This is a genomic window from Mycolicibacterium novocastrense (assembly GCF_001570485.1).
GTDB lineage: Bacteria > Actinomycetota > Actinomycetes > Mycobacteriales > Mycobacteriaceae > Mycobacterium > Mycobacterium novocastrense.
Genome location: NZ_BCTA01000062.1, coordinates 26,385 through 50,353 on the forward strand (window position 1 = coordinate 26,385; position 23,969 = coordinate 50,353).

General features: G+C 67.9%; 24 protein-coding genes and 1 tRNA gene. 19 read left to right on the forward strand and 6 right to left on the reverse strand.

The annotated features are described in order from the left end of the window. Positions 1 to 152: 152 nt before the first annotated feature. The 8 genes from hrcA to era all read left to right on the forward strand — a co-directional run bounded on the left by hrcA (position 153) and on the right by era (position 7,457). The gene (gene hrcA / locus RMCN_RS21350; RefSeq protein WP_064415635.1) at positions 153 to 1,184 is read left to right on the forward strand and encodes a heat-inducible transcriptional repressor HrcA; all 1,032 of its coding nucleotides are present in this window, start codon (positions 153 to 155) and stop codon (positions 1,182 to 1,184) included. Positions 1,185 to 1,218: 34 nt separating this feature from the next. Continuing rightward, on the forward strand, positions 1,219 to 2,364 hold the full coding sequence (dnaJ, locus tag RMCN_RS21355; RefSeq protein WP_067393418.1) for a molecular chaperone DnaJ: 1,146 nt from the start codon (positions 1,219 to 1,221) through the stop codon (positions 2,362 to 2,364). Positions 2,365 to 2,462: 98 nt separating this feature from the next. Continuing rightward, a complete protein-coding gene (locus tag RMCN_RS21360; protein WP_067393421.1) occupies positions 2,463 to 3,203 on the forward strand; it encodes a 16S rRNA (uracil(1498)-N(3))-methyltransferase in 741 nt (246 codons plus the stop codon). Positions 3,204 to 3,308: 105 nt separating this feature from the next. Then, positions 3,309 to 4,352 carry a PhoH family protein gene (locus RMCN_RS21365; RefSeq protein ID WP_064415632.1) on the forward strand — a complete coding sequence of 348 codons (1,044 nt, stop codon included), beginning with the start codon at positions 3,309 to 3,311 and terminating at the stop codon, positions 4,350 to 4,352. A gap of 8 nt (positions 4,353 to 4,360) precedes the next feature. Beyond that, on the forward strand, positions 4,361 to 4,897 hold the full coding sequence (ybeY, locus tag RMCN_RS21370) for an rRNA maturation RNase YbeY (protein ID WP_064347598.1): 537 nt from the start codon (positions 4,361 to 4,363) through the stop codon (positions 4,895 to 4,897). Further along, positions 4,894 to 6,213: a hemolysin family protein gene (locus RMCN_RS21375; RefSeq protein ID WP_064415631.1), complete on the forward strand. Its 1,320-nt coding sequence runs from the start codon at positions 4,894 to 4,896 to the stop codon at positions 6,211 to 6,213. Before ybeY ends, RMCN_RS21375 begins: the two co-directional genes overlap by 4 nt. Positions 6,214 to 6,219: 6 nt before the next feature. Then, on the forward strand, positions 6,220 to 6,546 hold the full coding sequence (locus RMCN_RS21380) for a cytidine deaminase-like protein (protein WP_067393424.1): 327 nt from the start codon (positions 6,220 to 6,222) through the stop codon (positions 6,544 to 6,546). Beyond that, the gene (era, locus tag RMCN_RS21385) at positions 6,543 to 7,457 is read left to right on the forward strand and encodes a GTPase Era (RefSeq protein ID WP_067393427.1); all 915 of its coding nucleotides are present in this window, start codon (positions 6,543 to 6,545) and stop codon (positions 7,455 to 7,457) included. The genes RMCN_RS21380 and era overlap by 4 nt, the downstream gene beginning before the upstream one ends. 1 nt (position 7,458) lies before the next feature. On the opposite strand, the gene RMCN_RS21390 is transcribed toward era, so the two are convergent. Together RMCN_RS21390 and RMCN_RS21395 are read right to left on the reverse strand one after the other, a co-directional pair. Then, positions 7,459 to 8,007 carry a CAP domain-containing protein gene (locus tag RMCN_RS21390; RefSeq protein WP_064415630.1) on the reverse strand — a complete coding sequence of 183 codons (549 nt, stop codon included), beginning with the start codon at positions 8,005 to 8,007 and terminating at the stop codon, positions 7,459 to 7,461. A gap of 11 nt (positions 8,008 to 8,018) precedes the next feature. Beyond that, positions 8,019 to 9,539, reverse strand: coding sequence for an amidase (locus RMCN_RS21395; RefSeq protein ID WP_067393429.1), 1,521 nt, complete (start codon positions 9,537 to 9,539; stop codon positions 8,019 to 8,021). Positions 9,540 to 9,602: 63 nt separating this feature from the next. Here RMCN_RS21395 and recO point away from each other — a divergent pair, with 63 nt between their 5' ends. The 3 genes from recO to RMCN_RS21410 are packed head-to-tail and all read left to right on the forward strand — an operon-like array spanning position 9,603 to position 11,743. Further along, positions 9,603 to 10,463 (forward strand): DNA repair protein RecO, encoded by an 861-nt coding sequence (recO, locus tag RMCN_RS21400; protein ID WP_067393432.1) that lies wholly within the window; start codon positions 9,603 to 9,605, stop codon positions 10,461 to 10,463. Further along, the gene (locus tag RMCN_RS21405) at positions 10,393 to 11,295 is read left to right on the forward strand and encodes a decaprenyl diphosphate synthase (protein ID WP_067393435.1); all 903 of its coding nucleotides are present in this window, start codon (positions 10,393 to 10,395) and stop codon (positions 11,293 to 11,295) included. The genes recO and RMCN_RS21405 overlap by 71 nt, the downstream gene beginning before the upstream one ends. A gap of 22 nt (positions 11,296 to 11,317) precedes the next feature. Further along, on the forward strand, positions 11,318 to 11,743 hold the full coding sequence (locus tag RMCN_RS21410; RefSeq protein WP_067393438.1) for a hypothetical protein: 426 nt from the start codon (positions 11,318 to 11,320) through the stop codon (positions 11,741 to 11,743). On the opposite strand, the gene RMCN_RS21415 is transcribed toward RMCN_RS21410, so the two are convergent. Both RMCN_RS21415 and RMCN_RS21420 read right to left on the reverse strand, forming a co-directional pair. Then, positions 11,732 to 12,139 carry a Fur family transcriptional regulator gene (locus RMCN_RS21415; RefSeq protein WP_067393480.1) on the reverse strand — a complete coding sequence of 136 codons (408 nt, stop codon included), beginning with the start codon at positions 12,137 to 12,139 and terminating at the stop codon, positions 11,732 to 11,734. The two genes, RMCN_RS21410 and RMCN_RS21415, sit on opposite strands and share 12 nt — an antisense overlap. 10 nt (positions 12,140 to 12,149) lie before the next feature. Continuing rightward, positions 12,150 to 12,524, reverse strand: coding sequence for an ArsR/SmtB family transcription factor (locus tag RMCN_RS21420; protein ID WP_067393441.1), 375 nt, complete (start codon positions 12,522 to 12,524; stop codon positions 12,150 to 12,152). A gap of 156 nt (positions 12,525 to 12,680) precedes the next feature. Here RMCN_RS21420 and RMCN_RS21425 point away from each other — a divergent pair, with 156 nt between their 5' ends. Further along, the gene (locus RMCN_RS21425; RefSeq protein WP_067393444.1) at positions 12,681 to 14,075 is read left to right on the forward strand and encodes a glycine--tRNA ligase; all 1,395 of its coding nucleotides are present in this window, start codon (positions 12,681 to 12,683) and stop codon (positions 14,073 to 14,075) included. Between the two features lie 84 nt (positions 14,076 to 14,159). On the opposite strand, the gene RMCN_RS21430 is transcribed toward RMCN_RS21425, so the two are convergent. Beyond that, positions 14,160 to 16,163, reverse strand: a complete 2,004-nt coding sequence (locus tag RMCN_RS21430; protein WP_067393446.1) for a TPM domain-containing protein — start codon at positions 16,161 to 16,163, stop codon at positions 14,160 to 14,162. A gap of 59 nt (positions 16,164 to 16,222) precedes the next feature. Here RMCN_RS21430 and RMCN_RS21435 point away from each other — a divergent pair, with 59 nt between their 5' ends. The 3 genes from RMCN_RS21435 to RMCN_RS21445 all read left to right on the forward strand — a co-directional run bounded on the left by RMCN_RS21435 (position 16,223) and on the right by RMCN_RS21445 (position 19,796). Beyond that, entirely contained in the window at positions 16,223 to 17,479 is a 1,257-nt protein-coding gene (locus RMCN_RS21435) for a deoxyguanosinetriphosphate triphosphohydrolase (RefSeq protein ID WP_067393482.1), read from the forward strand. A gap of 31 nt (positions 17,480 to 17,510) precedes the next feature. Continuing rightward, a complete protein-coding gene (gene dnaG / locus RMCN_RS21440) occupies positions 17,511 to 19,442 on the forward strand; it encodes a DNA primase (RefSeq protein ID WP_067393449.1) in 1,932 nt (643 codons plus the stop codon). 63 nt (positions 19,443 to 19,505) lie between these two features. Beyond that, entirely contained in the window at positions 19,506 to 19,796 is a 291-nt protein-coding gene (locus RMCN_RS21445; protein ID WP_308206432.1) for a DUF7155 family protein, read from the forward strand. Here RMCN_RS21445 and RMCN_RS21450 read toward each other — a convergent pair. After that, entirely contained in the window at positions 19,793 to 20,047 is a 255-nt protein-coding gene (locus tag RMCN_RS21450) for a hypothetical protein (protein ID WP_064347626.1), read from the reverse strand. The genes RMCN_RS21445 and RMCN_RS21450 overlap by 4 nt on opposite strands. A gap of 146 nt (positions 20,048 to 20,193) precedes the next feature. On the opposite strand from RMCN_RS21450, the gene RMCN_RS21455 reads away from it, so the two are divergent. From RMCN_RS21455 to RMCN_RS21470, 4 genes are all read left to right on the forward strand, one after another. After that, positions 20,194 to 20,266: transfer RNA gene (locus tag RMCN_RS21455), tRNA-Asn, on the forward strand. 119 nt (positions 20,267 to 20,385) lie between these two features. Next, a complete protein-coding gene (locus tag RMCN_RS21460; RefSeq protein ID WP_067393462.1) occupies positions 20,386 to 20,754 on the forward strand; it encodes a hypothetical protein in 369 nt (122 codons plus the stop codon). Positions 20,755 to 20,911: 157 nt separating this feature from the next. Beyond that, a complete protein-coding gene (locus RMCN_RS21465; protein WP_067393465.1) occupies positions 20,912 to 23,224 on the forward strand; it encodes a DUF4185 domain-containing protein in 2,313 nt (770 codons plus the stop codon). Position 23,225: 1 nt separating this feature from the next. Next, complete coding sequence (locus tag RMCN_RS21470; RefSeq protein ID WP_067393468.1) at positions 23,226 to 23,702, forward strand: hypothetical protein; 477 nt, start codon at positions 23,226 to 23,228, stop codon at positions 23,700 to 23,702. Positions 23,703 to 23,969: the final 267 nt, after the last annotated feature.

Here is a 23,969-nt window from a genome sequence, read left to right on the forward strand (position 1 = left end):
CCGGACTGTGATTTCACGATGACAACAACAAGCAAGGTTAGTGCACCGCAGTTGAGCACGTCGCCCGTGTCGAAGGACCGCTCGCGCGCTATCGGCGCTGTTGGTGCCCCTAAAATGGGTGACAACGCGATTCGAGGGGTAGGTGAGCAGACATGGGTAGCGCCGACGACCGCAGGTTCGAGGTGCTGCGTGCGATCGTCGCCGACTTCGTGGCCACCCAGGAGCCGATCGGGTCGAAGACGCTCGTCGAGCGGCACAACCTGGGTGTCTCCAGTGCGACCGTGCGCAACGACATGGCGGTGCTGGAGGCCGAGGGCTACATCACCCAGCCCCACACCAGCTCCGGGCGGGTGCCCACCGAGAAGGGGTATCGCGAGTTCGTCGACCGGATCGACGACATCAAACCCCTGTCGTCGTCGGAACGCCGCGCGATCCTGTCGTTCCTCGAATCCGGTGTCGACCTGGACGACGTGTTGCGCCGCGCCGTGCGGCTGCTTGCGCAGCTGACACGCCAGGTCGCGATCGTGCAGTACCCGACGCTGTCGACCTCCACGGTCCGTCATCTCGAGGTGGTCGCGCTCACCCCGGCCAAGCTGCTGCTGGTGGTGATCACCGACACCGGCCGGGTCGACCAGCGCATGGTCGAGTTGGGCGACACGCTCGACGAGCACGACGTCACCAAGCTGCGCGACCTGCTCGGCCAGGCGCTCGAGGGCAAACCACTCGCGGCGGCATCGGTCGCCGTCGCGGACCTGGCCTCACACCTCGACGGGCACGGCGGGCTCGCCGACGCGGTCGGCCGCTCGGCCACCGTGCTGGTCGAGACGCTCGTCGAGCACCGCGAGGAGCGCCTGCTGCTGGGCGGCACCGCCAACCTCACCCGCAACACCGCCGACTTCGGCGGCTCCCTGCGGTCGGTGCTCGAGGCGCTCGAGGAGCAGGTGGTGGTGCTGCGGCTGCTGGCGGCGCAGCAGGAGGCCGGCAAGGTGACGGTGCGCATCGGCCACGAAACGCAGGCCGAGGAGATGGCGGGCACCTCCGTGGTGACCACCGCGTACGGCAGTTCGGGCAAGGTGTACGGCGGTATGGGTGTGTTGGGCCCCACCCGAATGGACTATCCGGGAACTATCGCTAATGTCGCTGCGGTTGCTCTCTATATCGGGGAAGTCTTAGGCAGCCGGTAGACACCGGCACAGGCGGAAGGTCAGGCAAGTCAGCGTGGCACGCGACTATTACGGGCTGCTCGGCGTGAGCAAGGGCGCATCGGATGCAGAGATCAAGCGCGCCTATCGCAGGTTGGCGCGCGAACTGCATCCCGACGTCAACCCGGACGAAGAGGCCCAGGCCCGGTTCAAGGACATCAGCGCCGCCTACGAGGTGCTCAGCGATCCGGAGAAGCGCCGCATCGTCGATCTCGGCGGTGACCCGCTGGAATCGGCGTCGAACGGAGCCGGGTTCTCCGGTGGCTTCGGGGGCCTGGGCGACGTGTTCGAGGCGTTCTTCGGCGGCGGCGGCGCCACCCGCGGGCCGATTGGCCGGGTGCGGCCGGGGTCGGATTCGCTGCTGCGGATGCGCCTGGACCTGTCGGAGTGCGCGACCGGCGTGACCAAGCAGGTCACCGTCGACACCGCGGTGCTGTGCGACCTGTGCCACGGCAAAGGCACACACGGCAACTCCAGCCCGGTGGCCTGCGATACCTGCGGCGGTCGCGGCGAGATCCAGACGGTGCAGCGCTCGCTGCTGGGCCAGGTCATGACGTCGCGGCCGTGCCCGGTGTGCGGCGGCGTCGGCGAGGTCATCCCCGATCCGTGCCACCGCTGCGGCGGCGACGGCCGCGTGCGCGCCCGCCGGGAGATCAGCGTGAAGATCCCGGCAGGCGTCGGCGACGGCATGCGGGTGCGGTTGGCGGCCCAAGGCGAGGTCGGACCGGGCGGGGGACCGGCGGGCGACCTGTACGTGGAGGTGCACGAGCAGCCGCACGCCACGTTCCTGCGCGACGGCGACGATCTGCACTGCACGGTCTCGGTGCCGATGGTCGATGCGGCGCTGGGCACCAGCGTCACCGTCGACGCGATCCTCGACGGACCGACCGAGATCGCGATCCCGTCCGGCACACAGCCCGGCGCCGTCGTCACGCTGCGCGGTCACGGCATGCCGCACCTGCGCTCCGGAGTGCGCGGCGACCTGCATGCGCACATCGATGTGGTGGTGCCGTCGCGGCTGGACAACGAGGACGCCGAACTGCTGCGCAAGCTCAAGGCGAAGCGGGCCCGCGACGTCGCCGAGGTGCGATCGGCGCAGCCGACGGCCACGAGCGGGGGTGGGCTGTTCAGCCGGCTGCGTGAGACCTTCAGCGGCCGCTGACGGGGCAGTGGTATGCCGAAGCCTATGCGCGAGATTGCGCTGCGGGCTGTGCCGAACCGCGAGCCGCAACCATCAGTGCAGTCACGGGCCTACCCGCCGTGACGCAGGGCCTGTTCTACGTCGACTCGCTGCCTGCGGTCGGTGAGCTCGCGGTCGTCGAGGGCGACGAGGGCTTTCACGCCGCCAATGTGCGCCGCATCCGCCCCGGCGAGCGGTTGCAACTCAGCGACGGCGCCGGAGAGTTGGCGCACTGCGAGGTCAGCGAGGTCACAAAGGGCAGATTGACCGCGCGGGTGCTGGACCGGCGCTTCGTACCGCCCCCGTCGCCGACCGTGACCGTCGTGCAGGCGCTGCCCAAGTCGGATCGCTCGGAACTGGCGATCGAGATGGCGACCGAGGCTGGCGCCGACGCGTTCGTGGCCTGGCAGGCCGCGCGCTGCGTGGCGCGGTGGGACTCGGCGGCCAAGGCCGAAAAGGGGCTGCGGCGGTGGAGCGCGGTGGCCCGCTCGGCGGCCCGGCAGTCACGGCGGGCCCGCATCCCCGAGGTCAGCGGCCCCGTCTCGACGGCCCAGTTGGTCGACGGGCTCGGCGGCCGGGACGCCGTCGTGCTTGCGCTGCACGAATCGGCGACGCAGCGGCTCGCTGATGTGGCGGTGGCCGCGACGGATTCGGTGGTCCTGGTGGTGGGACCCGAAGGCGGCATCGCCGACGACGAGGTGGCCGCGCTGCGCGACGCGGGTGCGACGGCGGTGCGACTGGGGCCCACAGTGCTGCGGACCTCGACGGCCGCGGCCGTCGCGCTGGGGGCGTTGGGCGTGCTGACCGGCCGGTGGTCGTGATACACCGCCGCCTTGAGCATTGGGTGGTGTCGCTGACCAGCGGTAAACTGTGAACAGACATCTGCAACGGCCAGGTCAGAACCAGAAAGCAGGCACTGAACCCTCTTGACGCCCCGCGAGACGACCGCTGACTCTGATCAGTCTTCTGAGTCGGTACGCAGCAGCATCAACATTCCGCCCGACCTCGTCGTGGGCCTACTGGGTTCCGCCGACGAGAATCTGCGCGCGCTCGAACGCGTCCTGGCGGCCGACATCCATGTGCGCGGCAACGCGCTGACCCTGTCCGGCGAACCCGCCGACGTCGCGCTGGCCGAGCGGGTGATCTCCGAGCTGATCGCGATCGTGAGCAACGGGCAGGTCCTGAACCCCGACGTCGTGCGGCACAGCGTCGGGATGCTCACCGGAACCGGCAACGAGTCGCCCGCCGAGGTGCTCACCCTCGACATCCTGTCGCGGCGCGGCAAGACCATCCGGCCCAAGACGCTGAACCAGAAGCGCTACGTCGACGCCATCGATGCGCACACCATCGTGTTCGGCATCGGGCCGGCGGGCACCGGCAAGACGTATCTGGCGATGGCCAAGGCCGTCAACGCCTTACAGTCCAAGCAGGTGTCGCGCATCATCCTCACGCGGCCGGCCGTGGAGGCCGGTGAGCGGCTCGGCTTCCTGCCCGGCACGCTGAGCGAGAAGATCGACCCGTACCTGCGCCCGCTCTACGACGCACTGCACGACATGATGGACCCGGAGCTGATCCCGAAGCTGATGAGCGCGGGCGTGATCGAGGTCGCGCCGCTGGCGTACATGCGTGGCCGCACTTTGAACGATGCGTTCATCATCCTCGACGAGGCGCAGAACACTACCGCCGAGCAGATGAAGATGTTTTTGACCCGGCTCGGCTTCAACTCCAAAATCGTTGTGACAGGCGATATCACGCAGGTCGACCTGCCCGGCGGGGCCGCTTCGGGCCTGCACGCGGCGATGCGGATCCTCGACGGCATCGACGACATCCACTTCGCCGAGCTCACCAGCGCCGACGTCGTGCGGCACCGGCTGGTGTCGGAGATCGTCGACGCGTACGCGCGACACGACGAACCCACGCAGCTGAACCGGGCACAGCGCCGCGCCTCCGGCTCCCGGTCCCGACGGTAGCGGTCGATATGAGCATCGAGGTGTCCAACGAGTCGGGCATCGACGTCTCCGAAGAGGAACTGATCAGCGTCGCCCGCTTCGTCATCCGCAAGATGAAGGTCAACCCCGCCGCCGAATTGTCGATGGTGCTGCTCGACACCGCGGCGATGGCCGATCTGCACATGCGGTGGATGGACCTGCCCGGTCCCACCGACGTCATGAGCTTCCCCATGGACGAGCTGGAGCCCGGTGGGAGGCCCGACGCGCCCGAACCCGGTCCGGCCATGTTGGGCGACATCGCGCTGTGCCCCCAGTTCGCCGCCGACCAGGCCGCCGCCGCCGGGCATTCGCTGGGCCAGGAGCTGGCGCTGCTCACCGTGCACGGGGTGTTACACCTGCTGGGTTACGACCACGCCGAGCCCGCCGAGGAAAAAGAGATGTTCACCCTGCAGCGTCAACTGCTCGAGGAGTGGGTCGCCGACCAGGTCGAGGCCTACCACCAGGACCGCCAGTCCGAGAAGGAACGCCGGCTTCTCGACAACTCCCGATACTTCGACGAGCTGTGACCGGCGCCGGACAGCTGATCTTCGCGATCGTCCTGGTCTTCTTCGGCGGGCTTTTCGCGGCGATCGACGCGGCGCTGAGCACGGTGTCGATGGCGCGGGTCGAGGAACTCGTTCGCGAGGAACGACCGGGAGCGGTGCGGTTGGCCAGGGTGATGGCCGAGCGCCCTCGCTACATCAACCTGATCGTGCTGCTGCGCATCGCCTGCGAGGTCGGGCCGACGGTGCTGTTGGCCGCCTACCTCGACGGCCATCTCGGCGTCACATGGGGGTTGTTCGTCGCCGCCGCGATCATGGTGGTGGTGAGCTTCGTCGTGATCGGCGTCGGCCCCCGCACAATCGGCAGACAACACGCCTACACGATCGCCCTGCTCGCCGCCCTTCCGCTGCAAGCGCTTTCGGTGTTGCTGACACCGATCAGCCGGCTGCTGGTGCTGATCGGTAACGCGCTGACGCCGGGTCGCGGATTCCGCAACGGCCCGTTCGCCTCCGAGATCGAACTGCGCGAGGTGGTCGATCTGGCGCAGCAGCGCGGGGTCGTGGCCGACGACGAGCGGCGAATGATCCAGTCGGTGTTCGAACTCGGTGACACTCCGGCACGCGAGGTGATGGTGCCGCGCACCGAGATGGTGTGGATCGAAAGCGACAAGACGGCGGGGCAGGCGACCTCGCTGGCCGTGCGCAGCGGCCACTCCCGTATCCCGGTGATCGGGGAGAACGTCGACGACATCGTCGGTGTCGTCTACCTCAAGGACCTCGTGCAGCGGACGTACTACTCGACCGACGGCGGTCGCGGCACCAAGGTTTCCGATGTCATGCGGCGCCCGGTGTTCGTACCCGATTCCAAACCGCTCGACGAGCTGCTGCGCGAGATGCAACGCGACCGCGTTCACATGGTGCTGCTGGTCGACGAGTACGGTGCGATCGCCGGCCTGGTCACCATCGAGGATGTGCTCGAGGAGATCGTCGGCGAGATCGTCGACGAGTACGACGCCGGCGAAGTGGTTCCCGTAGAAGACCTGGGGGACAACCGGTATCGCGTCTCGGCGCGGCTGCCGATCGAGGACCTCGGCGAGCTCTACGACATCGAGTTCGACGACGATCTCGACGTGGACACCGTCGGCGGTCTCGTCGCGCTGGAACTCGGTCGCGTCCCGCTCCCGGGCGCGGAGGTGACGTGGGACGGGCTGCGACTGCAGGCTGAAGGGGGACCGGACCACCGTGGGCGGGTGCGCATCGGCACGGTGCTGGTCAGCCGCACCGAGCCTGCCCAAGGAGACGACGAGGACAACAATGAGCGCTTGGGCGAAGAGCGGTGAGGCACGATGACTGACCTCGACAGTGAGGATGCCAAGCTCGTGACGCTGGCGCGCGGGGCGATGGCGAGGGCCGAGGCGGGCAGCGGCGCCGCCGTGCGTGACCGCGACGGGCGCACCTACGCGGCTGCTCCGGTCGCGCTGACGGCGTTGGAACTGACCGCCTTACAGGCCGCCGTGGCCGCAGCGGTGTCCAGCGGTGCGACCGGTCTGGAGGCCGCGGTGGTGCTCGGCGGATCCTTTGACGACGCGGGGGTGGCGGCGGTGCGCGAGCTGTCGGCGGATGCGGTGGTGATCGTCGCCGATCGATCCGGGCGTCCGGTGTCAAACCCGTGAGCGACGAATTCCGTTCGGGCTTCGTCTGTTTCGTCGGCCGGCCCAACACCGGTAAGTCGACGTTGACCAACGCGCTGGTCGGCACCAAGGTCGCGATCACGTCGAACCGCCCGCAGACCACCCGGCACACCATCCGCGGAATCGTGCACCGGGAGAACTTCCAGATCGTGCTCGTCGACACCCCGGGGCTGCACCGTCCGCGCACGCTGCTCGGCCAGCGGCTCAACGACCTGGTCAAGGACACCTACTCCGAGGTCGACGTCATCGGATGGTGCATCCCCGCCGACGAGAAGATCGGCCCCGGCGACCGCTGGATCCACGACCAGATCCGCGCGGTCGCCCCCAAGACCACGCTGGTCGCGATCGTCACCAAGATCGACAAGGTGTCCAAGGACCGCGTCGCGGCGCAATTGGTCGCCGTGAGCGAACTGGTCGGCCCCGACACCGAGATCGTTCCGGTGTCGGCGACCGCGGCCGACAACCTCGATGTGCTCGTCGACGTGCTGGCCTCCGAACTGCCGCCGGGGCCGGCGTTCTACCCCGACGGGGAGCTCACCGACGAGCCCGAGGAGACCCTGATGGCCGAGCTGATCCGCGAGGCCGCACTCGAAGGTGTGCGCGACGAACTGCCGCACTCGCTGGCCGTCGTCATCGAGGAGGTCTCTCCGCGGGAGGGCCGCACACCGGAGCAGGGTGAACTGATAGACGTGCACGCCATCCTGTTCGTCGAACGCGAAAGCCAGAAGGGCATCGTCATCGGCAAGGGCGGGGCCAGGTTGCGCGAGGTCGGCACCGCCGCGCGCCAGCAGATCGAAAAGCTGCTGGGCACCAAGGTCTACCTCGACCTGAGGGTCAAGATCGCCAAGAACTGGCAACGCGATCCGAAACAGCTGGGCCGGCTGGGCTTCTAGCTCAGCTCTGGGCGCCCGAGCCGGGCTCCCCGAACGGCCGTCCCGGGCCGTGCGCCGGTGGGGCGGCGTCGCCCTTGCCGTAGACCGCCACCACCACCGTGCGGTCGAGCGCATTCGCCGACCACACGCCGATGTCGACGTTCGAACAGTCGGCCATGATCGCCTTGTAGTCGGGCCGGTGGTACCACTGGTTGATCAACTCGATGCCGCTCATCGCCAGCGCGGGGTTGATGGCCACCGTCTCGGTGACCGCGCCCGCGTAGCCGGCATTGCGCGCCCGGTCGGCCACCGTGCTCCCGTCCGACCCGATGTCGCCGCCCAGCGCGCGGTTGTTGAGCACGTCGTTGGTGTGCCATTCGGCGGCCAGGCGCAGCTTCGGGTTGATCTTGATGTCGGTGTCGCAGCCGGCCTGCCGCTGCACGGTGTAGACATTGGCCACCACACCGTCGTTGAACCGCTTGTTGTCAGCGGCCGCGGTCGGGACTCCAGTCACCAAGCCGCCCACCAGCCCCAGAACCGGAAATGCGCACGCGTAACCCAGCGCTCTCATGCCCGCAGACTTTACGCGACCTCCTCGGAGACGTCGTCGGGTTCGCGCCGATCGCAGGCCGCTACCGGCTCGTCGGAGGCCGCGGCGGGCTCGGGGTCGGGCGCGGGTGCGGGAAACCACCACGGCTCGGGCTGGCGCACCGTCCAGCCGTTGATCGCTTCGAGCTCCGCGGCCAGCGAGATCAACAACGGCTCGCTGTTGGCCGGGCCCATCAGCTGAACGCCGATCGGCAGACCCTCGGAGGTGAACCCGGCCGGCACGTTGATCGACGGCCAGCCCAGCAGGTTCCACGGCCAGGTCACCGGGCACGCCTTGATCATCGTGCGGTCGGTGGCCAGCCCGCCGAGCTCGTCGAACTCGTGCACCTTCGGCGGTGGCTGCGCGGTCGTCGGCGCCAGCACCACATCGGCGATGTTGAAGATGTATCCGATGCGACGGTGCGCGCGAGCCTCGCGGGCGCGGGCCTTGCGCAGCACGTGCTCCGACAGCAGCCGGCCGGTGCGCAGGTTGGCTTTGGTCCGTTTGTCCAGTGTGACGCCGTGACCGAGCCGGTCCGCCCAGTCCAGCAGCCCGGACGTGGAGCGGGACAGAAAGTTCCACGACATCTCGAGGCTGTAGTCGGGATCGGCGGCGAACAGGCTGTGCCCGAGGTCCTCGAGCTGAGCGGCGACGACGGACATCGCTGCCTGGATCTCCGGGTGCAGTTTGGCCCGGAACCCCGTGAACGGAAACTTCGTCGACATCGCGATCCGCAGGGGACCGGGCGCCTGAGCCACGTATTCCGAAACCTTGACCGGCGGCGGTTGATGGCGATCGCCCGCGACGTTGCCGGACGCGGCGTCGAGCACCAGCGCCGCATCGGCGACGGTGCGCGCCAGCACCCCGTTGACCGTGATCCCGTTGAACGCCTCGGGCAGCGGCCATGTCGAGATGCGGCCGCGCTGCGGTTTGATGCCGACCAGATGTGTCCACGCGGCGGGGATGCGCACGCTGCCCGCCCCGTCGGAACCGATCGCGGCGGTCACCAGCCCGGCCGCCACCGCCGCGGCGCTGCCACCGGAGGAACCGCCGGGCGTGTGGTCACGCGACCACGGGTTGCGGGTATGGCCGAACGCGGGCCCGCTGGTGAACGGCCACTGACCCAGTTCGCAGGTGTTGGTCTTGCCGACGATGACCGCGCCCGCGGCCTTCAACCGCCGCACCACCTCGGCGTCCCGAGTGGCGGGGCGGACGTCGCCGTCGGCGCCGAACCTGGTCGGGTGGCCCGCGACGTCGACGTCGTCCTTGACCGCGATGGGGATGCCGCAGAGCGGATACTTCGAAAGATCGTGGCCCGCGGCGCGTTTGCGGTCCGCACGGGCTGCGTCGGCCAGCGCCTGCTCGGTGAACACCACGCGGAACGCATTGAGCGTCGGCTGGCTGGCCGCGATGGCGTCGAGCGAGCGCGCAACCAGTTCCACCGACGTGACGGAGCCGCTCGCCAGCTGGAAGAGCTGTTGAGTGAGGGTGGGGAATCGCGCATTTTTGACCATCGAGTAGAAGCTTATCGGCGGTGCGGATCGGAATCTGACGGACCGCAGTGGGAGACTGAACCGATGCGGCTGTATCGGGACCGGGCGGTGGTGCTGCGCCAGCACAAGCTCGGCGAGGCCGACCGCATCGTGACACTTCTCACCCGCGATCACGGGTTGGTGCGGGCGGTGGCCAAGGGGGTGCGGCGCACCCGCAGCAAGTTCGGCGCCAGGCTGGAGCCGTTCGCGCACATCGACGTTCAGCTGCATCCGGGCCGCAACCTCGACATCGTCACCCAGGTCCAGGCCATCGACGCGTTCGCCTCCGACATCGTCAGCGACTACGGCCGCTACACCTGTGCCTGCGCGGTGTTGGAGACCGCCGAACGCCTGGCCGGTGAGGAACGCGCCCCGATGCCCGCGCTGCACCGGTTGACGGTGGCCGCGTTGCGGGCGGTGGCCGACGGCGGCCGGTCCCGTGAGCTGGTGTTGGATGCGTACCTGTTGCGCGCCATGGGGATCGCGGGCTGGGCCCCGGCGTTGACCGAGTGTGCCCGCTGCGCTGCGCCGGGTCCCCACCGGGCGTTCCACGTGGCGGCCGGGGGCAGCGTGTGCGTGCACTGCCGGCCCTCCGGGTCGGTGACGCCGCCTCAGGCTGTGCTGGACCTGATGGCCGCGCTGCACGACGGGGACTGGGAGTACGCCGAGACGTCGACGGCGTCGCACCGCAGCCAGGCCAGCGGGCTGGTGGCCGCGCATCTGCAGTGGCATCTTGAGCGCCAATTGCGGACGTTGCCGCTGGTGGAACGGGTGTACCGGGTGGATAAGAGTGTCGGCGACCAGCATGCGTCGGTGGTCGGGCAGGATGTGCCACATGGCAAGCGAACGGGATGGGCGGAGGAAGAAGGCTCCGCCGACCTACCCACAGCTGCCCCCGGCGCCTGACGACTATCCCACGTTCCCGGACAAGTCGACCTGGCCCGTGGTCTTCCCCGACATCCCTGCGGGCACCAACGGCCGGTTCGCGCGCCCGCCCCAGCACACGTCGAAGGAGGCCGCGCCGAGGATCCCGGCCGACCAGGTGCCCAGCCACGTCGCTGTCGTCATGGACGGCAACGGGCGCTGGGCCACCCAGCGTGGCCTGCACCGCACCGAGGGGCACAAGATGGGCGAGGCCGTCCTCATCGACATCACCTGTGGCGCAATCGAAATCGGCATCAAACACCTGACGGTGTACGCGTTCTCCACCGAGAACTGGAAACGCAGCACCGAAGAGGTGCGCTTCCTGATGGGCTTCAACCGGGAGGTGGTGCGCCGCCGCCGCGAGAACCTCAACGACATGGGCGTGCGGATGCGCTGGGTCGGCTCGCGGCCGCGCATGTGGCGCAGCGTGATCAAGGAGTTCGACATCGCCGAGCAGATGACCGTCGGCAACGACGTCATCACGATCAACTACTGCGTCAACTACGGCGGCCGCACCGAGATCGTCGAGGCGACCCGTGAGCTCGCGCGGTTGGCCGCCGACGGCAAGATCAAGCCGGACCGCATCAGCGAGGCGACGTTCGCCAAGCACCTGCACCGCTCCGACATCCCCGACGTCGACCTGTTCATCCGGACCTCGGGGGAGCAGCGCGCCAGCAACTTCCTGCTCTGGCAGGCCGCCTACGCGGAGTTCGTCTTCCAGGACAAGTTGTGGCCGGATTACGACCGGCGTGATCTGTGGGCCGCCTGCGAGGAGTACGTCAACCGCAACCGGCGCTTCGGCAGAGCCGAATGATGTACCTGAGCGGGAGAGTCTGATGGCACTGCAGGAGCGGCTGGGCGAGATCCTCGAAGGCGTGCTGCCCGTGACGCGCGAGGACGACGGGGCGATCACCGTCCACCACGACGAGACCTTCGCCTCCCTGCGCACGGTTCCGGTCGCTGAGGGTCTGGAGCTGGTGTCGCTCACCCAGATTCTGGCCTGGGATCTGCCGCTGGACGCCAAGCTGCGCGCCGCGGTCGCCGAGCACGCCCACAACACGCTGCTGGGTACGGTGTCGCTGGCCTCCAAGAGCGCACCGAAAGAGGTTGCGGCCGGAGCCAAGCGGAACTCGAAGAAGGCCGCGGATGTGTTGCTGCGCTATAACTTTCCCGCCGCCGGGCTCACCGACGACGCGTTGCGCACGCTGATCCTGATGGTGCTCGCCACCGGTGCCGAGGTGCGCCGCGCGTTAGTCGGCTGAACCGTTCGTCGTCGCGCACTGGCCGCAGACGCCGAAGATCTCGATCGTGTGGCTGACATCGGAAAAACCGTGCTGTCGGGCGATGTCGGCCGTCCAGGTCTCGACGTCGCCGCCCTGGATCTCCACCGTCGAACCGCACGCGCGGCAGACCAGGTGGTGATGGTGGTCTTCCGAACAGCGGCGGTACACCGACTCGCCGGTGTCGGTGCGCAACGTGTCGACGACGCCTGCGGCCGCCATCTGCTGCAGGGTGCGGTACACGGTCGTCAGCCCGATGCCTTCGCCGCGCCGGCGGAGCTCGTCGTGCAGTTCCTGGGCCGAACGGAACTCCTCGACGTTCTCCAGCAGGGCCGTGATGGCCGCGCGTTGTCGGGTCGCGCGCACTCCCGTGCTCATCGGCATGTGTTCACTCGTCGCCCTCGGCCGCGTGCGTCACCGCCGCGACGACGATGTCGGCGAGGTGATGATCGACGAGGCGGTACATCACCTCGCGCCCAGACCGTTCACCGGCAACGACGCCCGCGGCCTTCAGGATGCGCAGGTGCTGGCTGACCAACGGCTGCGGCACGGCCAGCGCGTCGACGAGCTCGTGCACGCAGCGCGCCGACTCCCGCAACTGCAGCACGATGGCGATCCGGACTGGGGCGGCCAACGCGCGCAGCAGGTCGCCGGAGGTGTCGAGCACATCGCGCGGCGGTAGCTCGGGATACGGTGCGCCGCCGTGGTCGTGGGCGTCCCCGGTGGCGACGCGCCCGTCAGCCAAAGTGGAAACGATTTTCATTACGGCCAACAATACATGCGCTTCCATGCATGTCAACGCCGGACTGAGGCCTCTTCCGTTGGCGCGAGCGACCGTGTCTGTGCGCGAAATCACGGCGTGTCGCCGTCCAAATGCGGTCGCTCGGCGGCGGTGAGGGTGTCGCTAGGCTATGCAGTCGTGGCTCACTCTTCCTCGATCATCGACACCGTTGCGAACCTGGCCAAGCGGCGCGGTTTGGTCTACCAGGCGGGGGAGATCTACGGCGGCACCAAGTCGGCGTGGGACTACGGCCCGCTCGGCGTCGAACTCAAAGAGAACATCAAGCGTCAGTGGTGGCGGTCGGTGGTGACCAGCCGCGACGACGTCGTGGGCCTGGACTCGTCGATCATCCTGCCCCGCGAGGTGTGGGTGGCGTCCGGGCACGTCGACGTGTTCAACGATCCGCTCGTCGAGTGCCTGAACTGCCACAAGCGGCATCGACAGGATCACCTGCAGGAGAACTACGTCGAGAAGAAGAAGATCGAGGATCCCGAATCCGTCGCGATGACCGAGATCGCCTGCCCGGACTGCGGGACCAAGGGCCAGTGGACCGAACCGCGCGACTTCAACATGATGCTCAAGACCTATCTCGGTCCGATCGAGACCGAGGAAGGCCTGCACTATCTGCGGCCGGAGACCGCGCAGGGCATCTTCGTCAACTTCACCAATGTGGTGACCACACAACGAAAGAAGCCCCCGTTCGGCATCGCGCAGACCGGCAAGAGTTTCCGCAACGAGATCACCCCGGGCAACTTCATCTTCCGGACCCGCGAGTTCGAGCAGATGGAGATGGAGTTCTTCGTCGAGCCGTCGACCGCACGCGAATGGCACCAGTACTGGATCGACGAGCGGCTGCAGTGGTACGTCGAACTGGGCATCGACCGCGACAACCTCCGGCTCTACGAGCATCCGAAGGAGAAGTTGTCGCACTACTCCGACCGCACCGTCGACATCGAGTACAAGTTCGGGTTCCAGGGCAACCCGTGGGGTGAGCTCGAGGGCGTCGCGAACCGCACCGATTTCGACTTGTCCACGCATTCCAAGCATTCCGGTGCCGACCTGTCCTACTACGACCAGGCCAACGACACCCGCTACGTTCCCTATGTGATCGAGCCGGCGGCCGGGCTGACGCGGTCGTTCATGGCGTTCCTGGTCGACGCCTACGCCGAGGACGAGGCGCCCAACGCCAAGGGCGGCGTCGACAAGCGCACCGTGTTGCGACTGGATCCGCGACTCGCGCCGGTCAAGGCCGCGGTGCTGCCGCTGTCGCGCAACGAGGCGCTCTCACCGAAGGCGCGCGACCTCGCCGCGGAACTGCGCAAGTGCTGGAACGTGGAGTTCGACGACGCGGGCGCGATCGGGCGGCGCTACCGTCGCCAGGACGAGATCGGCACTCCCTTCTGCGTGACGGTCGACTTCGACACGCTCGAGGATCACGCCGTCACCGTCCGCGAGCGCGACGCGATGACGCAGGACCGGGTGTCGCTCGACAACGTCAGCGACTACCTCGCCGCCCGCCTCAAGGGCTGCTAGGCCCACTGCCGCGAGCGCCCGTGTTCGTCCGCAACACGCCGCGAAACTGTGACACGTCGCGGTCGCTCGCGCGCCCCGGGCGACCTAGAAGCGGCCGCCGCCGCCGAACATCCCGCCTCCGCCACCGGAGCCGCCGAACGAACCGGGGCTGAACCCGCCGCCGCCGAAGCCGCCGAACCCGCCGCGCATTCCTCCGCTGAGGATGTTGCCGATGAGAATGCCGCCGATGATCGCGCCCATGTTGCCGCCACCGCCGCGGCCACCCCCGAACGGTCCCATGTACGAACTCTGCGCGTTCTGCACGTCGGCGTTGGCCAGGTTCTGCGCCTGTGAGGCGAGCATCGCCGCGCCGTTGGCGTGCTTGATGGCCTCGGCCGGATCGGTGGCCCGCCTCTCTTCGGCCGCGCCGATCTGACGGACGGCCTCGGCCAGCCGGGTCCGGGCCTCGGGACCGACGATGCCGCGACGGGTGTCGATGAAGTCCGACACCGACCGCACCCGCGACCGCGCCGTGAACAGCGCCTCGTCCAGCGCCCGGCTGAGGCGTTCGGCGGCCTCCCGCTCCTGCTCGACGGCGGCCAGCAGCCGATCGAGATCCGCGTCGGCCTTCGTCAGTTCGGTGAAAGTCCCCAGCGGGTCAGCGGCTTTCGAGCGCTGCGCGGCGGCGACGGCGGCCGCTGCCGCGTCACGCGCCTCGGCCAACTGCGCGGCCTGCGGCACGTTTCCCTGCTGCAGCAGGGCGCCGGCCTGCTTGATGCCGTTCTGGATGTCCTCGATCGCGGCGGGCAACGTGGCAGCGGCGCGGCGGATGTCACTGGCGGCGCTGTCCACCGCGTCGAGCAGTCCGCGCGCCTGCGCCAGCGCCGACTCCGCCGCACGGACACATTCGACGAGCTCACTCTGGCGGCCCGGCACCGGGCGTGCGGCAAGGTCGCGCCCGCGGCTGATGCTCTCATCGGCGAAGTCGAGGAGTTCCTTGGCCGCGTCGACGTTTCCGGCCACCGAACTCAACGCCGTCGGATCGAATTCGCTGTGCAGTTCGGCGAGTTTCTGACGCGACGGCTCGAGCCGGGCGGTGATGTCGACGACGCGCTGCGTCATCGAGTCCAGTTTCGACGGAGCGTTGATCACCAGGTTCCGCAGCTCGGTGAACGCGTCGCGCTGCGCGTCCAGCTCCCGGTCGGCCTTGGCCGCCGCGACGACCACACGGGTCAGCAGGTCGCGCCGCTGAGCCGGGGTTTCGGGAATGGCGTCATCGAGGATCTGCCGGACGTTGAATGCTTGAGCGAGCGTGGTTTTCGCGTTGGTGACCGCCCGCGTGAACGGCTCGGTCCGTGCGGTGCCGAACTCCTCGACCGCCAACTCGAGTTCGTGGTCGCTGGTTCGCACCGCATTGTCGACCTCGACCACCATCGCTCGCGACAGGTCGTCGAGCGCGTCCAGCGACACCGCCGCCAGGGCCTGTGGGTCACTCGGGTCGACTCTGCGCGCAGCGGCGAATTCGGCCTCCCGGCGCTTGCGCCGGCGCCGACGCCGCCAGATCATCAGCACCACCACCGCGAACGCGATCACTCCCAGGGCGATGAGCAATCCGACCCAGCTCAGACTCGAACCCGAGCTGCCCGACCGGGCGAGCCCGTCCGCGGCCGCGACCGCCGCTCCGGCCCAGTCGCCGCTGCGCAGCGCGGGTTCGACGTCGTTGCGCCGCACGCTGTCCACCCGGCTCGAGCTCAACTCCGTTGCGCTGTCGGGCACCAGGAAGGCGTACGAACGGTCGACCGTGGCCACCGCCAACAGCGCGTCATAGGAACCCAAGTCGCTGATGCGCATGGTGTTGCGTGCCCACGTCTCGGCCGACTGACCGGAGAACGAGTCGACGTAGACGACCCACAACCGGGTCCTGCGGCTGTTGTAGAGCGAGTCGACCGCCGAGGTCACCTCCGCCCGGCCGGCGCTGTCGAGAACGCCCGCGTTGTCGGTGACGTAGCCCGGCAGTCGAAACGGTGGCTCGGCAGCCGCCGTCGGCGCGATGAGCGCGCCGGCGGTGAGCAAGGCGAGCACGAGGGTCAGCAAGCGGACGAGGCGCATGCCCGCCAATCTAGTGCGCGACACGGTGGGGCCGGTTGGTGCTGGCAGACTATCCGTCGGTGACAGGCAACGCAGATCCCTACGACGAGTTCGACCGCCGGCGATGGGTGGTCGAATCGCCCAAGAGTGCTGCGCTGCCCGGGACCGACGCCGAGCACCGCACCGATTTCGCGCGCGACCGGGCGCGGGTGCTGCACTGTGCGGCCCTTCGCCGGTTGGCCGACAAGACGCAGGTGGTCGGGCCGCGCCAGGGTGAAACGCCGCGCACCCGGCTGACCCATTCGCTGGAGGTCGCCCAGATCGGCCGCGGTATGGCGATCGGCCTGGGCTGCGACCCCGACCTCGTCGACCTCGCCGGACTGGCCCACGACATCGGTCACCCGCCCTACGGCCACAACGGCGAGCGCGCCCTCAACGAGATCGCCGCCGACTGCGGCGGCTTCGAGGGCAACGCACAGAATTTCCGAATCCTGACCCGCCTCGAGCCGAAAACCCTTGACGCAGAAGGCGGTAGCGCTGGGCTGAACCTCACCCGGGCCGCGCTGGACGCCGTCACCAAGTATCCGTGGCGACGCGGAAGCCGACCCGCCAAGTTCGGTTTCTACGAGGACGACCTGCCGGCGGCCGACTGGGTGCGCGCCGATGTGCCCGCGGAGAAGCCCTGCCTGGAGGCCCAGGTCATGGACTGGGCCGACGACGTCGCCTACTCGGTGCACGACGTCGAGGACGGGGTGGTCTCCGGTCGCATCGACATGCGGGTGCTGGCCGACACGGACGCGGCGGCGGAACTGGGCCGGTTGGGGGAGTCGAGCGGGATGGGTGCCGGGCTGCGGTCCGACGACCTGGTGGCCGCCGCATCGCGGCTGTCCAGCCTGCCGGTCGTGGCCGCTGTGGGTAAGTACGACGGCACGCTGGCCGCATCCGTCGCGCTCAAGAAATTGACCAGCGAGCTCGTCGGCCGGTTCGCGTCCGCGGCCATCGCGGCGACCCGCGAGGAATCCGGCCGGGGACCCCTGGTCCGCTACCAGGCCGATCTGCGCGTCCCGGAGCTGGTGCGGGCCGAGGTGGCCGTGCTCAAGATCCTGGCGCTGCAATTCATCATGTCGGATCCCCGGCATCTGGAATTGCAGGCCCGGCAGCGCGAACGCGTACACCGCGTGGTGGCGTGGGTCGCCGCCGGCGCACCGGCAACGCTCGACCCGATCTTCGTACCGGCTTTCCACGCCGCCGGTGACGACGGCGCCCGCCTGCGGGTGATCATCGACCAGGTCGCGTCCTTCACCGAGGGCCGTCTCGAGCGGTTGGAACCCGCCTAGGCATCCGCGCGGGGCGCTCTAGACTGGCCCGGTGGCCGGCCGCATTCCTGATCGCGATATCGCGGCCATCCGCGACCAAGTCCGCATCGAGGACGTCGTCGGGGACTATGTGCAGTTGCGGCGCGCGGGCGCGGACTCACTGAAGGGGCTGTGCCCGTTCCATGACGAGAAGTCGCCGTCGTTTCACGTGCGGCCCAATCATGGCCACTTCCACTGTTTCGGCTGCGGTGAGGGTGGCGACGTCTACGCGTTCGTGCAGAAGATCGAGCACGTCAGCTTCGTCGAATCGGTCGAACTGCTCGCCGACCGCGTCGGCTACACGATCACCTACACCGGCGCCTCGACCACCAACGTGCAGCGCGACCGCGGCAGCCGCAGCAGGTTGCTGGCCGCCAACGCGGCAGCACAGGAGTTCTATGCGGCGGCGCTGGAGTCCGACGAGGCCGCACCGGCGCGGCAGTACTTGATCGAGCGCAACTTCGACGGCCAGGCGGCCAACCGGTTCGGCTGCGGCTTCGCGCCGTCAGGCTGGGACACGTTGACAAAGCACCTGCTGCGCAAGGGTTTTGAGTTCAAGGAGCTCGAGTCGGCAGGCCTGTCCCGGGAAGGCAAACGCGGCCCGATGGACCGCTTCCACCGTCGGCTGCTGTGGCCGATCAGAGCCAGCGGCGGCGAGGTGATCGGTTTCGGCGCGCGCCGGATCTTCGACGACGACCCGATGGAGGCCAAGTACGTCAACACGCCCGAAACCGTTCTGTACAAGAAATCGTCGGTGCTGTTCGGGTTGGACCTGGCCAAACGCGACATCGCCAAGGGGCATCAGGCCGTGGTGGTCGAGGGATACACCGATGTGATGGCGATGCACCTGGCCGGGGTGACAACCGCGGTCGCGTCCTGCGGAACCGCGTTCGGCGACGAGCATTTGTCGATGTTGCGTCGACTCATGATGGACGACAACTTCTTTCGCGGCGAGCTGATCTACGTCTTCGACGGCGACGCGGCGGGCCGTGCCGCGGCGATCAAGGCATTCGAGGGTGAACAGAACCTGGCGGGCCAGTCGTTCGTCGCAGTGGCCTCCGAAGACAAGTTGGCCGGAATGGATCCCTGTGACATCCGGCTTCATTTCGGCGACGGTGCGCTGCGCGACCTGGTGGCACGTCGAACACCGTTGTTCGAGTTCGCGATTCGCACCGCTCTGGCCGAACACGACCTCGACAGCGCCGAAGGTCGGGTCGCCGCGTTGCGCAGGTGCGTGCCGATGGTGGCCCGCATCAAGGAGCCGATGCTGCGCGACGAGTACGCGCGCCGACTGTCGGGATGGGTCGGCTGGGCCGACGAGGGGCAGGTGCTCACGCGGGTGCGCGAGGAAGCCCAGAAGCGGGGCATGCCCGAACGCGCCGGTCGCAGGCGCGCCGCAAGCGAGCAGGCGCAGCCACGCAGGTCACGCACTCCTGACCCGGGTTCGCGGCCCGACCCCGCGGATCCGACGCTGTGGCCGCAGCGCGAGGCGCTCAAGGCCGCCTTGCAGTATCCCGCGCTCGCGGGGCCGGTGTTCGATTCGCTGACGGTCGAGAGCTTCACGCATCCGGGTTACGCCGCGGTGCGCGCGGCCGTCGACGCCGCCGGTGGCACGTCCACCGGCCAGTCCGGCGCGGAGTGGATCGAGACGATTCGCACGCACACCGAGACGCCCGCGGCGGCGAGCCTGGTCAACGAACTCGGGGTGGAAGCCATCAACGTCGTCGACGACGAACGGTTGCCGCGCTACATCGGCGGGGTGCTGGCCCGGTTGCAGGAAGTCTGGGTGGGGCGGCAGATCGCCGAGGTCAAGTCCAAACTCCAGCGCATGTCACCGGTCGAGCAGGGCGACGAGTACCACGCATTGTTCGGGGACCTGGTCGCAATGGAGGCGTATCGGCGCAGCCTTCTCGAGCAGGCCAGCGGAGACGACATCTCTGCGTAGCCCCCGGTAACGCGATATGGTGGGCGCGCTATAAACCGTGGGAACGGTCAGGAAGGCGTGGACGTGACATCGACCAACAACCGGGCGCGACGCTTCGTTGCTGCGGGGGCGTTCGCGGTGACCGCGGTCGCGGCGCCGCTCGCCGCCTCCGTGCTGTCCGAATCCGATGCAGCCCCGCCGCTCAGCCAGTGCCTGGCGTGGTTCGGGAACAAGGAGGACGGCCGCTGCCTCGGCGTCTCCAACGGCAACGGCATCAACGTCGGCACACCCGATATCGGCCTGAATCAGGGTCAGACCGGCGTCAACACGGGCCCGTTGGTCCCGGGCCAGACGATCACCGATCCGTACCGCTAACGGACCTTTCTCACCTGCGCAGTCTCGGGGCCGATGATCTCGGTTCCGTTGTCGATCTCGGTCAACGTGATCATCGGTGGGTCCGGTGACACCCGGTCGGCGATCTTGCGTCGTCCGGCGTCGAGCACTGCTTTTGCCGCGGGGCTCTCGGTGACCGCCTTGTAGGTGCCGGCGATCTGCTCATATCGGCGGCGGCCGGCCTTCGAGCCCAGTACATAGCCGACACCCAATACGACGAAATACCCGATCACAGGGTCCCTTCCAGAAACGGTGCGTTGCGTTCCATCCTGCCTCACGTACCTGAGAGCGCGAGCGGTGGCGGCGTATTGGCGACGCCGCCGACACGTACGCTAGAGTCAACCCCCGTCCCGCACACAGCGTGCCGGCGGGAGAGCAGTCCCCTGTAGCTCAATTGGCAGAGCATTCGGCTGTTAACCGAAGGGTTGCTGGTTCGAGTCCAGCCGGGGGAGCAGGCATTCGCGCAGGGTGACAACAGCGGCGCCGATCATTCGCTAGTGGTGACGCGTCAACCTCAACTCCTTCGACGTGTCGGCGCTTGCGCTTGGGCCTGCGCGGGCATGATGGGCCCATGGCCGAGGCAGGATTCTGGATCGCGTGGGGAATCCCCGCGCGCGGACGCGAAGTGCAGGCGCTCGGACTCCTCCGACAGTCCCTCACCGGCTACCTCGCCGAACTCCAGCGGGACGGGTTGATCGAGCGTTTCGACACCGCGATCCTCCGTCCCCAGAGCACGGAGCTCGGAGGGTTCATCTTGATCCAAGGATCCCAAGAACAGCTCGACGCCCTTCGTCGAGACACCCAGTTTGAGCAGTGGATGACCCAGATCCAACTGGTGGCCGATAGCGTCGGAATGGTCGACGCCTGGGTCAACGACGGCCTCGGCGAGGCCCTGGATCTCTACGACGAAGCGCTGCGCAAGGCCGGGATCACCTCCTAGCGGATAGCTCGGCCGTGGGCACCGTAACGCAAAACCCGTACACGGCGATGACAGCACTGACAGTTGTTGCGGATGAGACATCGCCGGATTTTGCTGTACACCCCCAGAACTGCTACTAGATTGCTTCAACGGGGGCGGGTTTCGTTGGAGGGTAATCATGGGCGCAGCACGGTATGTCGGTCGTGTCGGGGGACTGGCCGTCGCTCTGGGGATCGGCACCGCGGTCGCTACCGGCCACGGCATCGCAACGGCCGACAGCAGCGACTCTCAGTCCGACAAGCCTTCAGCCAACTCCGAGCAGTCTTCGGCGGCCACGACGGGCGGCAAGGAAGCGGGCGGCGGGGTCACGGCACCGGCCGCCAGTGCGCCATCCTCGACCAGCACCACAAAGTCGACATCCGCGTCCGCATCGACGACGGCGTCGACGGAAACCGACGATCCGACGGGCAAGGACTCTGACGAGACGTCCTCGATCAGGACGGGCACCGTCACTGGTGGTGTCACCATCAGCGCCCAAACCAACACCGGTTCCTCGCGCAGCACCGCGAAAGAGGAGAAGGAAGTCACTGCCGAGGAGAAGGCTCCGACGGTGGAACCGACAAAGCCGGCCACGACGCCGACGGCCGAGCTCACCGCGACATCGACGGCCGAGCCCACCGCGACGCCGGTACCCGAGCCCGCCGTGACACCGGCGACTGAACCGGCACCGAAGACACCAGAGCCATCACCGACTGCCGCCCCGCCGCCGGCGCCGGAGTCCGCGAAGGACACCTCGAAGGCCGATGCGCGCGACTCAGACCCGCACTCGCGCACCTCGCAATCACCACCCGACGGGACCTCTGCGGCCTCGGTGCAACAGCAGGGTTCCGCCATTTCTGCCCGTGTGGTGCAGTCACTGTCCGATCCAGCCGCCAATATCCAGGAAAGCGCCAAGTACGCCCTCTTTGCCGACGCACGCTCGCTGGCATCGGCGACCACTGTTTCACCGATGACGGCCGCCTACCAGCCAACGACGGTGAAACCGGCCGCGCCCGCTGTTCAGAACCTCTTCACCGCGGTGGCCAATGTCGTCTCCAACACGATCAGCTGGATACTCAACCCGCTCGCCGGAACCGCGCCCTCGACCCCGGCGCAACCGCCGCTGATCTGGGGCCTGCTCGCGTTCGCGCGTCGCGAGTTCGAGAACCTCTTTGCGACGCTGTCCGGGCGGTCCAACACGCCTACGACGACCGTGACCGAACCGCTCGCGAGCGCAGCGCTGGCGGCTGCGGCACCGGCGGGTCCGCTGTACTCGCCGTGGCCCAACCCGCAGGTCAGCCCTTCGACGCAATTCGTGTCCTGGGTGACGGGTCCATGGGTGTATCCGAACGATCCGGTCACCGGTTACTCCGACCTGATGGCCAACACCGTCAACCGCTACCGGGTGGGCGGCACGGATCTCGGCATCATGTGGGACAACGGGATCGTGGACAACCCGGATACCCCGGAGATCGAGCGCAGCCAGGTCCTGATCGCTGTCGGTGACACATTCTTCGACGGCAACATGTCAGTGGATTGGCGGTCGAACACCATCTTCCGTAGCGGGGACACCGATCTCAGCAACGGAATGGAAATTCCTAACGGGCAGTGGTACACGGGCGACATGTTCGGCGGCGCGCCTCTGGGACCCGACGGTAACCCCAACCGCGCCAGGCAGGTCATCTTCCCTGAAGGCCTGCCGGCCGGTATCACGCTGATCCCGACTGCAGGCATCTCCGTGCCGGTAGAAGGTTCTCGGTTCGGCGCAATCCAATATGTGAGTTTCATGTCGGTCACCCAGTGGGGCGCACCGGGTTCCTGGAAGACGAACTACTCGGCGATCGCATGGTCCGACGACAACGGCGAGACCTTCCACGTCGCGCCGCAAACCGTGCGCTACAACCAACCCTGGACCGGCAACCAGAAGTTCCAGCAGTCGGCGTTCGTCCGACCGGGCGACGGTTTCGTCTACATGTACGGCACACCCAACGGCCGTCAGGGTGCGGCGTATCTTGCGCGCGTCCCCGAGCAGGACATCCTTGACCTGAGCAAGTACGAGTACTGGAAGGGCGGGACTCGGCCCGGTTGGATCAAGAAGAATCCCGCAGCCGCCACGTCCGTCTTCGGGGTCGACAAAGGTGCGTGCGGCGTCGCCAATCCGGGCAACCAGGTAAGCGAGATGTCTGTGCAATACAACGAGCACTTGGGCAAATTCGTTGTGCTGCACGGGGATCAGTTCAACAACATCGTGATGCGTACGTCGGACACTCCGCAGGGGACGTGGTCGAAAGCGACCGTGTTGATGAAGCAGCAACCCGGCGGCATCTATGCGCCGATGATGCATCCGTGGTCGCCGTCGACCCTGGGGACCGGCTCTGACCTGTACTGGAACCTGTCGTTGTGGGACTCCTACAACGTTATGCTGATGAAGACGGACCTCAGCAAGGTGTGACGTGTTGAGAATCGTGCTCGCTGGCATGCTGATCGCACTGATCAGCGCACCGGTCGCGTGCGCAGAACCCGCTCCGCCACCCGGACCGCCGCCGCAAACCGGTCAGTGCACCGCCGATCTCGAGGGCGCCAGGACGCAGTCGCCGGGTACGGACACCGTTTCGGTGTGCCGGGGCGGCGCGTGGCAGGACGTCACCGGTCCGCAGCCGCCCGCCGACCGCTGGGTGAGCCAGGCAGCTCCGTTGAAACTGCACGGGCAGGGCATGCGCAATCCGGACATGGCAGCGGGCAAATGGGTTGGGACACCGCAGGACTCGAGCACGACGTGCCGTGCCCAGCAGCAGGTGGTCGTCAGCCCCGGTGAACTCAGCACACCGACGATCGTCGAAGGGAAGCCTGGCCAACCGCTACAGTTCGACATACCGCCGAGGATGTTTCTCATCGAACTGAGCGGCGACTGCCTATGGACGCGGAGCTGAGCCAAAATCGCGCGTCCCGCGCGCGTTCTGCCTGGTGAGAGCAATCAGGAGTTGCCGGATGCAACAACGGCGTACCGACCGTGCGGAACCAGCTCCAACGGAGCCGACCAGGCGGACAATCTGTTGCGGCGGCGAACGGTCTGACTGATCCGGGAGCTGCACACCTGCGGCTCCCTAGCCCGGATTTTTCGTGGAATGTTGACTGTGGGGGTGTGTAGATAAGCGAAAGTGCCTGTCCTGCAAGGAATAATTGGACTTCTCTACGGT

Bases quoted from the DNA above. Each gene is read 5' to 3' on its own strand.
- hrcA (WP_064415635.1), top strand. From the start codon at position 153: ATGGGTAGCGCCGACGACCGCAGGTTCGAGGTGCTGCGTGCGATCGTC.
- ybeY (WP_064347598.1), top strand. From the start codon at position 4,361: ATGAGCATCGAGGTGTCCAACGAGTCGGGCATCGACGTCTCCGAAGAG.
- RMCN_RS21380 (WP_067393424.1), top strand. From the start codon at position 6,220: ATGACTGACCTCGACAGTGAGGATGCCAAGCTCGTGACGCTGGCGCGC.
- RMCN_RS21390 (WP_064415630.1), bottom strand. From the start codon at position 8,007: ATGAGAGCGCTGGGTTACGCGTGCGCATTTCCGGTTCTGGGGCTGGTG.
- RMCN_RS21395 (WP_067393429.1), bottom strand. From the start codon at position 9,539: ATGGTCAAAAATGCGCGATTCCCCACCCTCACTCAACAGCTCTTCCAG.
- recO (WP_067393432.1), top strand. From the start codon at position 9,603: ATGCGGCTGTATCGGGACCGGGCGGTGGTGCTGCGCCAGCACAAGCTC.
- RMCN_RS21405 (WP_067393435.1), top strand. From the start codon at position 10,393: ATGGCAAGCGAACGGGATGGGCGGAGGAAGAAGGCTCCGCCGACCTAC.
- RMCN_RS21410 (WP_067393438.1), top strand. From the start codon at position 11,318: ATGGCACTGCAGGAGCGGCTGGGCGAGATCCTCGAAGGCGTGCTGCCC.
- RMCN_RS21415 (WP_067393480.1), bottom strand. From the start codon at position 12,139: ATGAGCACGGGAGTGCGCGCGACCCGACAACGCGCGGCCATCACGGCC.
- RMCN_RS21420 (WP_067393441.1), bottom strand. From the start codon at position 12,524: ATGAAAATCGTTTCCACTTTGGCTGACGGGCGCGTCGCCACCGGGGAC.
- RMCN_RS21430 (WP_067393446.1), bottom strand. From the start codon at position 16,163: ATGCGCCTCGTCCGCTTGCTGACCCTCGTGCTCGCCTTGCTCACCGCC.
- RMCN_RS21460 (WP_067393462.1), top strand. From the start codon at position 20,386: ATGGCCGAGGCAGGATTCTGGATCGCGTGGGGAATCCCCGCGCGCGGA.
- RMCN_RS21465 (WP_067393465.1), top strand. From the start codon at position 20,912: ATGGGCGCAGCACGGTATGTCGGTCGTGTCGGGGGACTGGCCGTCGCT.